Below are 11,378 nucleotides of genomic sequence, written 5' to 3' on the forward strand. Positions count from 1 at the left end.
CCGATGCCGGCGCGGGCGTCACTATGAGCTTGGCAAGGATGCCGGCGTCGCGGTCCCAGATGATTTGTATGCCATAGAAGATGGAGATGAACAGCGCCGACTGCGCGATGATGCCCGGCGACAGGAACGCCAGGTAAGACACCGATCCGGTGTTGATCACGTGTAGACGGCTGAAGGTGGTACCGAAGATCAATAGCCACAGCGCAGGCTGCACCATCCGGGTGACCAGCTCGGTGCGGTCGTGCTGCAGCCTCTGCAGTTCGACGATGGCGAACGCCCCGACGCGAGCCAGCGTTGCGGGCCCGCGTTGCCAGCCACGCGGGGCGCGGACCAGGGTTACCTCGATAGGGCGTTGGTCAACCGGCACGACGGGCAACCTTTCTGCTGGAACGGATTGAGCGCAATGACTCTGGAGACTCTGTAGCTTCTGTCTGCTGCGACAAGTCGGACGCCGCGTAGTGCCGGAATACGTCCTCGAGCGTGGCCGCGGGCGATACCGTGGACTTCAATTTCGAGGGCGTTCCCACGGCCCGCAACTCACCGCGATGCATCAACGCCACCCGATCGCACAGTGCGTCAGCCTCTTCCATGTAGTGGGTGGTGAGCAGGACCGTCATACCGAACTGGGCCTGCATACTTTGCACCTGCCGCCAGACGCCGTCCCGCGCAATGGGATCCAGGCCAACGGTGGGCTCATCGAGAACCAGCAGTGACGGGCGGTTGACCAGCGCCTGCGCCACCTCGAGCCGGCGCACCATGCCGCCGGAGTAGGTCCCCGCGAGCCGGTTGGCGACGTCGAGTAGCTCCATGGCGGCCAGCGCCTGCTCGACGCGTTCAGCTCGCTGGGCGCGGGGCACGCCATACAGCCGCGCGAACCACTCCACGTTCTGTCGGCCCGTTAGTGCGGGTTCGATGGAAAGCTGTTGTGGCACATAGCCGATATTGCTTCGGATGTCGACCGTCTGGCGACGTGCATCCAACCCGAAGATGCGCAGCTGACCGTGCTGGACCGGGGCCAGCGTGGTGAGCATGCGCACCAGCGTGGTTTTACCGGCCCCATTGGGCCCGAGCAGGCCCATGGTCTCACCAGGCCGCACCTGCAGGGTCACATCATCGACGGCGGTGAACTTGCCGTAGCGATAGGTCAGGTGCTGGCAGTCGACGGCTGGGGGTAGCAATTCGGTCATGATCGGCGCTCCTGCAATAGTCGTGTCATCGTGTCGAGAACCTCCAGTCCCTTTGCCAGAGAATCGATCTGGTCGTCATCTAGGTCGTCCAGCACGTCGGCTAGCAGCGCTCGCCGTGCGGCCCTGGATGCGTCGACAATCTGCTGGGTGGGCTCGGTGAGTGCCAGCTCGCCGACGCGGCGGTCGGTGGTACCGACGCTGCGAGTGAGGAAGCCGCCGGATACCAGCTTGGAAACCAGCGTCGAGGCGGAGTTGGCCACCAACCCGAGCTCGGCAGCTGCCGCGCTGACCGAGACTCCCGGCTGGCGGCCCACCAGCCAGAGCAGCTCCGACTGCGACTCGGTGAGTCGCGCGGAATCAAAACCGCGATCGACGGACCTTCGAAGTTGGCGGCGAAATCTCCCGACGACCCGGAAAACTTCGGCTGCCAAATCGGTGCTTACCTGCACCTACCCGACAATACCTCTGTTTAAGAGCTAAGTATGTGCGCGAGCTGTGGGGTGGTTATGCATGCATAAGCGGGCTATCGCTCGAGGCGGTGCAGCACGACGTCGGTCAGCCGCCCGCCGTCCGCGGTCGCGGTCATGTACGTGCAGGCCGGTTGGCGGCGGCGATCGGTCGGCGACCCGGGATTGAGCAATCGCAGCCCGGTACTCGTCGTGGTGTCCCACGGGATATGACTGTGGCCGAAGATCAGCACGTCAGTGTCGGGGTAGTGCCGCGGCATCCGCGCCTCGCGGCCGGCTGCCGCGCCCGTTTCGTGCACCACCGTGAAATGCAACCCTTCCAGCACCACGTCCGCGCGTTCTGGTAGCCGCGACCGCAGCACTGGGCCGTCGTTATTTCCCCAGCAAGCCACCAGCTGCGAAGCTTTCGCCGTCACGTTGTCCAGCAACGCTGGTGTCACCCAGTCACCGGCATGGAAGACGACATCGGCCTGCGCCACCTCTTCCCATACCTGCCCGGGTAGATCGCGGGCGCGTCGCGGAACGTGCGTATCAGCAAGAAGCAGCGGCCTCACCCGGTCATCCTGCAACAGCCTTGGCCGCTAGCTCCGGTTACCGCGGGAGAAATTTGAGAAGCACGTCGTTGAATTCGTCAGCCTCGCTGCGCGAGCGTTCGTCACGACCCCGGACGCCGCTGCCGTCAGTGCGGCACTATCGTTTCCACTTGAGCAGAGGAGAACACAATGCGCATCTTCGACTCAGTTGCCGACCTCGCCGCCATCCAGGGGCAAAGCATCGGACATAGCGATTGGGTGACCATCACCCAGGAAGACGTCAACCTCTTCGCCGACGCGACCGGTGATCACCAGTGGATCCATGTGGATCCCGAACGGGCGGCGAAGGGACCGTTCGGCAAAACCATCGCCCACGGCTTCATGACGCTGGCTCTGCTGCCCCGGCTCCAGCACCAGATCTACACGGTCAACGGCATCAAGCTTGCCATCAACTATGGCCTGAACAAGGTTCGCTTCCCCGCGCCGGTGCCAGTCGGGTCAAAGGTTCGCGCCGAAAGCTCGTTGGTCGGTGTTGAGGACATTGGCAATGGTGCGGTACAGGCGACGATGTCGACCACCGTGGAGATCGAGGGGTCGGCCAAGCCGGCGTGTGTGGCAGAGAGCATCGTCCGCTACGTCTCGTAGGCTCAAGCCATGGACGCTGAACTGGCATCTTGGCTGGCCGCCGGACAGCACTTCGACTACCTCGGCTTTGACGTCTTCTACCGGATGGAAGGCAGTGGACCTCCGCTGCTGCTGATCCACGGTTACCCGTTCAACACCTTCGACTGGGCACCGATCTGGCCGACGCTGACGCAACGTTTCACCGTCATCGCACCGGACATGATGGGCATGGGCTTCTCCGCAAAGCCAGTCGCCTACGAATACTCGGTGCACGACCACGCAGACATGCACGAGGCGCTGCTGGCCCACCTGAGCATCGGCAACGCGCACATCCTGGCCCACGACATCGGCGACTCTGTGGGCCAGGAACTGTTGGCCCGTCACGAGTTTGGCCAGCCCGCCTACGGTGAGTTGAGCCTCGACTCGATCACCTGGCTCAACGGCGGCATGTTCATCGAGACCTACACGCCGCGGGCGGCGCAGAAGCTGATGTCACGGACCCCGTTGGGTGACATCTTCAGTCATGTCCAGAACAGCCCGTTGTCTCGTCGGCTGCTGGAACCAACGCTGCGCGAGATGTTCGGCCCGAATACCAAACCGACACGGCACATGATGGACGTGTTCAACGAGATCTTGGATTACAACGACGGCCGGCGCGTGCTGCACAAGGTTGGCCGCTTCATCAACGACCGCTACACGCATCGAAATCGGTGGGTGCGTGCCATGCGGCAGACCGCGGTTTCGATGCGCTTAATCGACGGGCCGGTGGACCCGAACTCCGGTGCGCACATGGCCCGCCGCTACACCGAGGTGATACCCCACCCCGATGTGGTGATGCTCGCCGACGACATCGGGCATTGGCCGCAACTCGAAGCGCCCGATGCCGTGCTGACCCATTTTCTGGCCCACATCGACCGGGTCACCGGCGGTTGACCGCTATAAACGCTCAGAACTCGGCAACAGCATGCTCTAGGCGTTCGGCCAGCCTCGCCTGCGCCTCCGCACGCCGGGTTGGCAAATGCTGAGATGGAAAAGCCGTTGACACGGGCTGGTATTCGCGCAGGGTACGGCGGGCGACGGTCATCTTGTGCAGCTCGGTCGCCCCGTCGGCGATCCCGAGCGACTCCGCGGCGATCATCATCTTGATGAATGGCATCTCGTTGGAGACCCCAAGCGCGCCGTGCAGATGCATGGCGCGCTGTACTACGTCGTGCAACACCTGCGGCATCGCCACCTTGACCGCTGCGATGTCGCGGCGCACCTTCTGGTAGTCATGATGCTTATCGATCAGCCACGCGGTGCGCAGCACCAGCAGCCGGAACTGCTCGATCTGAATCCAGCTGTCGGCGATCTTCTCCTGGGTCATCTGGAAGTTCGACAACGGACCGTTGCGGGTTTGGCGTGACACCGCCCGCTCACACATCATGTCGAATGCTCGCCGGGCTAACGCGATGGTGCGCATGGCGTGATGAATGCGTCCGCCGCCGAGTCGGGTTTGTGCGATCGCGAACGCCTGCCCTTCGCCGCCGAGGATGTGGTCGGCCGGCACCCGGACGTCGGTATAGCGGACGTAGCCATGGGTGGCGTGTGAATCAGTGCCGACCCCGACGTTGCGGAGGATCTCGATGCCGGGTGTTTCGGCCGGGACGATGAAAAGCGACATCTTGTCGCGGGTTCGCGCGTCGGGATTGGTGACCGCCATGACGATGAAAAAGGTCGCGTGCCTGGCGTTGGTGGAAAACCACTTCTCGCCGTTGATCAGCCAGGTGTCGTTGTCGCGCTCGGCACGGGTGACGAACAGGCCCGGATCCGAACCGCCTTGCGGTTCGGTCATGGAATAGCAGGAGGTGATATCGCCGTCGAGCAGCGGCTGCAGGTAGCGAGCTTTCTGCTCGGCGGTGCCGAACATGGCGAGGATCTCGGCGTTGCCCGAGTCGGGTGCCTGGCAACCGAACACCGACGGGGCCCAGCGCGACCGGCCGAGTATTTCGTTGAGCAGCGCGAGCTTGACCTGGCCGTAGCCTTGGCCGCCGAGTTCAGGCCGCAAGTGCGCTGCCCAGAGCCCGTGGTCCCGGACCTGCTGCTGCAGGGGCCGCAGGATCGCCATCGTCTCGGCGTTCTTCTTGTCGTATGGATCAAGCGCGATCAAGTCGAGCGGCTCGAGCTCGTTGACCATGAACTCTTCGACCCAGTCCAGCTTGTCCTGGTAGTCAGGGTCTGTTTCGAAGTCCCACACGGTTGGCATCTCCCCGCTCGATTTTTTAAGCGTAGTAATTCAGACTGGTACCGCCAAGGTGCCGAAATCAGGATGACTAATCTGGCCATTAATGACGATCAACGCGCATCCCGCCCGGCGGGCTGACATCGGCGAGCTATCGCACGTGCTGGGCCGCGCTTTCTACGACGACCCGGTTTCGATGTGGATCATGCCCGACGACAAAACGCGGGCGACGCACCTGCGGAGATTTTTCGGGACGGTCACCCGGTACCATCACCTCGCCGGTGGCGGTGTCGAAGTGGCCCGCGATGACTCGGCGATTGGCGCGGCAGCGTTGTGGGATCCGCCCGGGCGGTGGCAGCACACGCCTCGCGAACAACTGATGATGGCGCCGTCGTTCGTCCGCGGTTTCGGATTGCGGCTGTCAGTTGGCCGCAAGCTCGGCGCGGTGCTCGAGTTGATGAAGAGCCATCACCCCGAGGAACCACATTGGTATCTGGCTGTGATCGGCAGTGATGTGACGGTGCGCGGTAAAGGCTACGGACAGGCCCTGATGTGCTCACGACTTGATCGCGTCGATGTGGAACACGCCCCCGCCTATCTCGAATCCAGCAAGCCCGAAAACGTGCCTTACTACCAGCGATTTGGCTTCGAGGTGACCGGCGAAATGGTATTGCCCGACGGCGGTCCGACCCTATGGCCGATGTGGCGGGCGCCGAGGTAGCGAAGGCAAAGCCCCGAGTGGCAGCGCCAATCGCGATACCGTTGCCAGATGCGGTTTTCCGGAAAGACCGCGGTGATCAGCGGTGGCGCGATCGGGTTTGGTCGGGCCTTCGCGCGGGCGCTGATCGGTGAAGGTGCCGCCGTCGCGATTCTGGACATCGATGTCCCGTTGGCTGAGCGCACCGCGGCCGAACTGACCGAGCAAGGACCGCGGGTGATCGCGGTGCCCTGCGACGTTGCCGATGAGCAGCAGGTGGACACCGCCGTCGGCGTCGTGATCGAAAAGCTCGGCGGCATCGACGTCTTGATCAACAACGCCGGACGTCACCTGACGAAGTACAACCAACCCTTCGGCGTGCTGTCCCGGTCCGACATTCGGGGCCTGTTCGACGTGAACGTCATGGGCGTCATCAATTGCACTCTGGCGTGCCGCGATTCGATGCGGGATCGCGGCGGCGGTGTGGTGCTGAACATCTCGTCGATGGCCGGTTTCATGAATATCACCCCATATGGGGTGTCCAAACTGGCGGTGCGTGGGTTGACCGTCGCTTTCGCCTCGGAGTTGTCGCCTGATCGGATCCGGGTCAATGCCATCGCCCCGGGGTTGATGAACACCGAGAACGCGCTTGCCGACCTGCCGCACACACTTGTCGACGACATTGTTCGCGAACGCCAGTTGATCCACCGGCTCGGCACTATGCAGGATGTGGTGTCGGCCATGCTGTATCTCTGCTCCGACGAGGCGTCGTTCATCACCGGCGAAACCCTCAAAGTCAGCGGCGGCTACCCACTGGATTTCTGAGCATCGTCGTGTCACGCAGTGTCGCGCGGAATTGCATTGCCCGGTAAGGCCATCCGCGTGCGGTGTTCCACTGGGACACCACCAGCCCGACGCCGCCGGGAATATTGAGCTGCGAACCCGGAAGGACGTAGCCGCCGTAGAGCTGCGCAACCCGGTTGTTGGCATGGTCTTCGGCGTCCCAGGCACGCCCGACGACCGGGACCTGCAGGGGCGCGTTGCGCGCAGCGGTGGGGGAGTCGATGACCCGATACCCGAGTGCGTACTTCGAGGACAGAAATCCGCCCAGGATCCATTTGCCGTTTGCCAACCGCCGCAGCGAAAGCTCGCCCCAGGTTTCACCGTCGGGCGTCAGCGGGGTGGGCTCCTTCCCCCACGACCAGCGACCACCGGCTCGTCCCCACCCGGAGTACTTACTCAGATCGCCGATGTTGTCCGGACGGACCCGCTTGAGGATGATCCCTTTGTCGCGCTGAAAACCGGTGGAGACGACGTAGATCCAGCCGTCGACCGGGTCATAGTCCCACGACCAGCACTGCGCGTGACCGTCGTGCAGTGTGGCTGGGAACCTCGTGTTTTCGCCCAGGTGCCGCCACGAGATGCCGCTGTCATCCGACCTCCAGATCTCGGTCCAGACCACGTTGCCGAAACCCCGGTTGACGATCGCGTGCAGGTAGAGCGTGTCGTCCACCCGCAGCAGGTCGGAAGGAATCACCGTGCTGATGCCGCGACGCGGCCTGCCGGACTTGACGGTGCGGTGCGAGTAGCGCCACAGCTGGTGTGCGTACTCGGGATCGGCACCCCCGGCGCACTGATAGGTGATCGGGCGATCGGCGTCGCCGGTGCCGATGAGGACTACCGGTGAACGCCAGTCGCCGTCGCCAACACTGTTGCCCGAGAAGGTGTCTCCGAATACCGAGACCAGCGTCCCGTTGGGCGCGGTTATCGACGCACCCAGGTCGGTACATGTCACACCCCACCGGTCGGTGATACCGGGTCCGGTGATGTCGGCCAACTTGCCGTCTTTGCGGCGCGAGGTAGCCCGTGCGGTAGCCACAGCCCTCAGTCCGACCACGGTGTGACCGGTCGTTCTCGGTGCCCGCCGTCGACGATGACGTCCACCCGCTCGTTGAAAAACGCGATGCGGTCGGTGACCGGTTCGGCTTCGCGCAGCGGCTGGTGGTAGGTCCACGCCACGTCCGCGGGGCCGTCGGGCACCGAGAAGTAGGACGCCCGGCCTTTGTATGCGCAATAGCTGACGGTGTCAGTCGGCTCGAGATCGACGACGACGTCGGCGCGCCGGAGGTAGCAGCGCGGCGGCAGCAAGGTCTCGAACAACAGCAACGGCTGCGATGACTCGGCCAGCAGCCGGCCTTCCCACTCGACGCGGACGTGTCGAGTGCTGGCGAGGATGTCGATGCGTTTGAACGGGTCATGCGGGTGGGCGACGATCGGCTCGTCTTCTTCGCGCCACTCGAACGCGCTGAAGTCGAATGTGAGGTAATCGATCAGGTCCGGATCGTCCGGTCGGAAGGCCGCCGACGGGCGCCTCCCCGCGCTGGTCATGACGTCGAGCATCTCGCCGGTACAGCTGTGCGCAGTGAACGGATTGGTCGGCAGCAGGACGGGCAAGTCGGCGAGCTCCCAGACATCAGGGACCCGGCCCACCGATTCCAGCCGGGCCGAGACATCGCGCTCCGGCACCGCATATGTCGGGACTACCCGGCGGGGTTCCCAGACCAGCAGTCCGTTGACGGTGTCGGCGACGGGCTCTTCGTTCAGGTAAATCCGGAGGCGCTTGTCGGTGGGTTCGTAGCGCAGTGACTGCAGTGCGCCGCTGAGCAGATCCCGCATTCTGGTGGCCATTGCACCATCATGGCCCTCGCGGCTAGATCGTTGCGGTGTGCACTGATTCGACGGTGTACAGGTGGGGGTCGTAGCCGTTCGCCAGTTCGGCACACAGCGCCATGTGTTGCCGCGCGGTGTTGTTCTGCAGCATCGTCTGACAGGCCTCGGCGCTGCGCCATTGCGCATAGTTGACGACGCGGGTGCCGTCGGCGCTGAGGTGGATGTTCGCCGAGATGAACCCGTCGATGTGCTGCATCACATCCTCGGTGGCTGCGGTCAACAGGTCGGTGAGTTGTCGCGCCCGTTCGGGTTCCACGGTGAAGACGTTGATCAGCGTCGCGTGGTCGGCGTGCTCGGTGATGACGGTCATGGCCGCTCCTTTGTCAGGTTCCTTACTTCACCTTAGCACTGGTGTAAGGTTCCTGTCATGCAATGGTCCGAGAGGGAACGTTCGGTCGGCTATCTGGTCAAGCGGGTCCAGCAAGGGCTGCGACGGCGATGCGACGCCGCGCTGAAGCCGACCGGGCTGTCGATGGCGCAGTACGCGGCGCTGCGGGCGCTCGCTGAACATCCGGATGCCTCGGCCGCAGAACTGGCCCGGTTGTGCTTCGTGACGCGACAGTCCTTGCAGGACCTGCTGACCGGATTGCGCACGGCGGGTCTAGTCGAGACCGTCGACGCTCCGCCGCGCGGCAGAGCGCGGTCGTTGCGTCTGACCCGCCGGGGATCGCGACAACTCAAGGCCGCCGATGACGCCGTGTTCGGAGTCGAAGCGGTAATGCTGCAAGGAATTTCGGCAAGCGCGCGGCGAAATGTATCTGCGGTATTGATCAGTTGTGCTAAGAACCTGGAAAACTCGTAACCCCGTGATCACGGGCTGCTGCGCCAGCCGTTGATACCGATCACAATCATCCGCAGCTGCTTGACCGCGGTCCGCCGGATCTCCTCGATTGCCTCGGCACCTTGGGCGTCCTCGAGCGCCTCGGCGATGACGGTCATCGAGTTGACGAATAGGGCCGCCAGCACGTTGAGATCTTCGGTGCTCCAGGTGTTGAGCCCCGGGAACCGGGCGAGGTCGGTGGCCAGCTCCGAGGTGAGCAGCCGGAACTCAGTGCGGATCGCGTAGCGCAACACGGTGACGCCGCTGGAGCGCTCGCGGCCGATGAAGCGCCAATGCTCACGGCGCTCGGTGACGCTAGCGACAACGATTTCGACCGACGACTCGATTATCCGGTTCGGATCGAGCTTGCCGGCGCGGGCGCCCCGCAGCATGTCGCGCAAGGTTCGAAACGACTCGTCGATCAGGACCAGCCCGAGCGCCTCCATCGATTCGAAGTGACGGTAGAACGCCGCCGGGACAATCCCCGCTTCTCGGGTCACCTCGCGCAGGCTCAAACCGCTGAAACTGCGGTCGTCGAGCAGTTTGAGCGCCGCAGCGATGATGGCGCGCCGCGTCACCTCTTTGCGTTCCTCGCGGGACGGGCTCTCCCGGCTACGCCCGCGGCCCGACCGGTGTGGGCGTGAGGTAGGCGTACGACCGTTCACTGTGTGAACGCTATCACAGACCTGCGGAAATCCTTGACGAGCAGGGGTATGTGGCCGCATGGTGTACACATGTTCACCCAAACGTTGAAGAAGCGGGTACTGGGTTCCGACCTGGTCAACCTGCTTACCGGTCCGCACGGCGTCGACCGGTACACCGAGCTGCTGGCCCCCACCTGGACGCGCGGCGAGGGCCGCGCGAAGGTCGTCGAGGTGCGGCGGACTACCCCGCGCAGCGTCACCCTCGTGCTGGCGCCCAATGACGCGTTCACCGGCAGCGGTAGCGCGCTTCGCGCCGGACAGTACGTCAACCTCAGCGTCGAGATCGACGGCCGTCGGCACACCCGCTGCTATTCACCGGCCAATGCCGAGGGCACCTCGCATCTGGAGCTGACGATCGGACAGCACGACGGCGGGCTGGTCTCGACATTTCTGTACGAGCGGGCCCGGCGCGGGATGGTGGTCGGTCTCAGCGGCGTCGGCGGCGACTTCGTCTTGCCGGCACAACGACCCCGACGGATTCTGCTCGTCTCCGGTGGAAGCGGCATCACGCCGGTCATGGCGATGCTGCGCACGCTCGTCGACGAGGGCCACCCCGGCGAAATCGCGTTCGTGCATTACGCCCGCAACGCCGCCGAGGCCTGCTACCGCGACGAGCTCGCCGCGATGACCGGCGTACGGGTGCTGCACGGCTACACCCGTTCGGTCGACGGCGATCTCGAAGGCCGATTCGGGCCCGAACACCTGGCGGCAGCGATGCCGTCGCCGGATGCCGTATTCGTTTGCGGGCCGTCGGCTTTGATCGATGCCGTCCGCGAGCACTGCGAGAACGTGCACTCGGAGAGCTTCGTGCCGCCAGCGCTCGACCTACCCGCGCAGCCTTCGGGCGGGCGAGTGTCGTTCGCGGACAGCGGCATTGAGCTGGTTGACGATGGCCGCTCGCTGTTAGAGCAGGCCGAAGCGGCCGGCCTCACCCCGGCGAGCGGATGCCGGATGGGCATCTGCCATACCTGCACACGCCGCAAAACCTGTGGTGTCGTGCGCAACCTGACCACCGGCGCGGTGTCGACCGCGCCCGACGAGGACGTGCAGATCTGTGTGTCCGTCCCCGTCGGCGACGTCGACATCGCCCTCTAGAGAACTGGAGTCAAAAATGTCACAGCCCCGAGTCGCATTGACAGCCGATCAGGCCGAGGCATTCGGCCGTGAACTCGACGCCATCAAGGAACGCGTGATGGCCGATCTCGGCCAGCGCGACGCCGAATACATCCGCCGTGTCATCAAGACGCAGCGCGCCCTGGAAGTCGGCGGGCGTGCCCTGCTGTTCGCCGGGATCCTGCCGCCGGCCTGGCTGGCGGGCACCGCGATGCTCGGAGTGGCAAAGATCCTCGACAACATGGAGATCGGCCACAACATCATGCACGGCCAGTACGACTG

General features: G+C 64.2%; 15 protein-coding genes and 1 pseudogene. 7 read left to right on the plus strand and 9 right to left on the minus strand.

The window, feature by feature from the left end:
* The 4 genes from WAN71_RS09855 to WAN71_RS09870 all read right to left on the minus strand — a co-directional run.
* A partial coding sequence (locus tag WAN71_RS09855; protein WP_422225167.1) for an ABC transporter permease occupies nucleotides 1-346 on the minus strand: 346 nt, incomplete at its 3' end.
* Nucleotides 347-356: 10 nt separating this feature from the next.
* Nucleotides 357-1,187 (minus strand): ATP-binding cassette domain-containing protein, encoded by an 831-nt coding sequence (locus WAN71_RS09860; RefSeq protein WP_422225154.1) that lies wholly within the window; start codon nucleotides 1,185-1,187, stop codon nucleotides 357-359.
* A complete protein-coding gene (locus WAN71_RS09865) occupies nucleotides 1,184-1,636 on the minus strand; it encodes a MarR family winged helix-turn-helix transcriptional regulator (protein ID WP_422225155.1) in 453 nt (150 codons plus the stop codon). Before WAN71_RS09865 ends, WAN71_RS09860 begins: the two co-directional genes overlap by 4 nt.
* A gap of 74 nt (nucleotides 1,637-1,710) precedes the next feature.
* A complete protein-coding gene (locus tag WAN71_RS09870; RefSeq protein WP_422225156.1) occupies nucleotides 1,711-2,208 on the minus strand; it encodes a metallophosphoesterase family protein in 498 nt (165 codons plus the stop codon).
* A 168-nt stretch (nucleotides 2,209-2,376) separates the two neighbouring features.
* Here WAN71_RS09870 and WAN71_RS09875 point away from each other — a divergent pair, with 168 nt between their 5' ends.
* Together WAN71_RS09875 and WAN71_RS09880 are read left to right on the plus strand one after the other, a co-directional pair.
* On the plus strand, nucleotides 2,377-2,832 hold the full coding sequence (locus WAN71_RS09875; protein ID WP_422225157.1) for a MaoC family dehydratase: 456 nt from the start codon (nucleotides 2,377-2,379) through the stop codon (nucleotides 2,830-2,832).
* Between the two features lie 9 nt (nucleotides 2,833-2,841).
* Nucleotides 2,842-3,744, plus strand: coding sequence for an alpha/beta fold hydrolase (locus WAN71_RS09880; RefSeq protein ID WP_422225158.1), 903 nt, complete (start codon nucleotides 2,842-2,844; stop codon nucleotides 3,742-3,744).
* A gap of 13 nt (nucleotides 3,745-3,757) precedes the next feature.
* On the opposite strand, the gene WAN71_RS09885 is transcribed toward WAN71_RS09880, so the two are convergent.
* Nucleotides 3,758-5,047, minus strand: coding sequence for an acyl-CoA dehydrogenase family protein (locus WAN71_RS09885; protein WP_422225168.1), 1,290 nt, complete (start codon nucleotides 5,045-5,047; stop codon nucleotides 3,758-3,760).
* Nucleotides 5,048-5,138: 91 nt separating this feature from the next.
* On the opposite strand from WAN71_RS09885, the gene WAN71_RS09890 reads away from it, so the two are divergent.
* Both WAN71_RS09890 and WAN71_RS09895 read left to right on the plus strand, forming a co-directional pair.
* Complete coding sequence (locus WAN71_RS09890; protein ID WP_422225159.1) at nucleotides 5,139-5,753, plus strand: GNAT family N-acetyltransferase; 615 nt, start codon at nucleotides 5,139-5,141, stop codon at nucleotides 5,751-5,753.
* Nucleotides 5,754-5,801: 48 nt separating this feature from the next.
* On the plus strand, nucleotides 5,802-6,554 hold the full coding sequence (locus tag WAN71_RS09895) for an SDR family NAD(P)-dependent oxidoreductase (protein WP_422225160.1): 753 nt from the start codon (nucleotides 5,802-5,804) through the stop codon (nucleotides 6,552-6,554).
* Here the strand turns inward: WAN71_RS09895 and WAN71_RS09900 are convergent.
* The 3 genes from WAN71_RS09900 to WAN71_RS09910 are packed head-to-tail and all read right to left on the minus strand — an operon-like array spanning nucleotide 6,526 to nucleotide 8,769.
* Nucleotides 6,526-7,608 (minus strand): DUF4185 domain-containing protein, encoded by a 1,083-nt coding sequence (locus WAN71_RS09900; protein ID WP_422225161.1) that lies wholly within the window; start codon nucleotides 7,606-7,608, stop codon nucleotides 6,526-6,528. The genes WAN71_RS09895 and WAN71_RS09900 overlap by 29 nt on opposite strands.
* 5 nt (nucleotides 7,609-7,613) lie before the next feature.
* The gene (locus WAN71_RS09905) at nucleotides 7,614-8,417 is read right to left on the minus strand and encodes a DUF427 domain-containing protein (RefSeq protein ID WP_422225162.1); all 804 of its coding nucleotides are present in this window, start codon (nucleotides 8,415-8,417) and stop codon (nucleotides 7,614-7,616) included.
* A gap of 22 nt (nucleotides 8,418-8,439) precedes the next feature.
* Nucleotides 8,440-8,769, minus strand: a complete 330-nt coding sequence (locus WAN71_RS09910; protein WP_422225163.1) for an antibiotic biosynthesis monooxygenase — start codon at nucleotides 8,767-8,769, stop codon at nucleotides 8,440-8,442.
* A gap of 57 nt (nucleotides 8,770-8,826) precedes the next feature.
* Here WAN71_RS09910 and WAN71_RS09915 point away from each other — a divergent pair, with 57 nt between their 5' ends.
* The gene (locus tag WAN71_RS09915) at nucleotides 8,827-9,261 is read left to right on the plus strand and encodes a MarR family winged helix-turn-helix transcriptional regulator (RefSeq protein WP_422225164.1); all 435 of its coding nucleotides are present in this window, start codon (nucleotides 8,827-8,829) and stop codon (nucleotides 9,259-9,261) included.
* A gap of 8 nt (nucleotides 9,262-9,269) precedes the next feature.
* Here WAN71_RS09915 and WAN71_RS09920 read toward each other — a convergent pair whose 3' ends face one another.
* Nucleotides 9,270-9,944, minus strand: coding sequence for a TetR family transcriptional regulator (locus tag WAN71_RS09920; protein WP_422225165.1), 675 nt, complete (start codon nucleotides 9,942-9,944; stop codon nucleotides 9,270-9,272).
* A 69-nt stretch (nucleotides 9,945-10,013) separates the two neighbouring features.
* Here WAN71_RS09920 and WAN71_RS09925 point away from each other — a divergent pair, with 69 nt between their 5' ends.
* Together WAN71_RS09925 and WAN71_RS09930 are read left to right on the plus strand one after the other, a co-directional pair.
* Nucleotides 10,014-11,078 carry a ferredoxin reductase gene (locus WAN71_RS09925; RefSeq protein ID WP_422225166.1) on the plus strand — a complete coding sequence of 355 codons (1,065 nt, stop codon included), beginning with the start codon at nucleotides 10,014-10,016 and terminating at the stop codon, nucleotides 11,076-11,078.
* Between the two features lie 16 nt (nucleotides 11,079-11,094).
* A pseudogene (locus WAN71_RS09930) lies at nucleotides 11,095-11,378 on the plus strand (acyl-CoA desaturase); the annotation flags it as partial.

It is taken from the genome of Mycobacterium sp., from assembly GCF_049280035.1.
Taxonomy (GTDB): Bacteria; Actinomycetota; Actinomycetes; order Mycobacteriales; family Mycobacteriaceae; genus Mycobacterium.

Bases quoted from the DNA above. Each gene is read 5' to 3' on its own strand.
- WAN71_RS09860 (WP_422225154.1), bottom strand. From the start codon at position 1,187: ATGACCGAATTGCTACCCCCAGCCGTCGACTGCCAGCACCTGACCTAT.
- WAN71_RS09875 (WP_422225157.1), top strand. From the start codon at position 2,377: ATGCGCATCTTCGACTCAGTTGCCGACCTCGCCGCCATCCAGGGGCAA.
- WAN71_RS09905 (WP_422225162.1), bottom strand. From the start codon at position 8,417: ATGGCCACCAGAATGCGGGATCTGCTCAGCGGCGCACTGCAGTCACTG.
- WAN71_RS09915 (WP_422225164.1), top strand. From the start codon at position 8,827: ATGCAATGGTCCGAGAGGGAACGTTCGGTCGGCTATCTGGTCAAGCGG.
- WAN71_RS09910 (WP_422225163.1), bottom strand. From the start codon at position 8,769: ATGACCGTCATCACCGAGCACGCCGACCACGCGACGCTGATCAACGTC.
- WAN71_RS09890 (WP_422225159.1), top strand. From the start codon at position 5,139: ATGACGATCAACGCGCATCCCGCCCGGCGGGCTGACATCGGCGAGCTA.
- WAN71_RS09895 (WP_422225160.1), top strand. From the start codon at position 5,802: ATGCGGTTTTCCGGAAAGACCGCGGTGATCAGCGGTGGCGCGATCGGG.
- WAN71_RS09880 (WP_422225158.1), top strand. From the start codon at position 2,842: ATGGACGCTGAACTGGCATCTTGGCTGGCCGCCGGACAGCACTTCGAC.
- WAN71_RS09925 (WP_422225166.1), top strand. From the start codon at position 10,014: ATGTTCACCCAAACGTTGAAGAAGCGGGTACTGGGTTCCGACCTGGTC.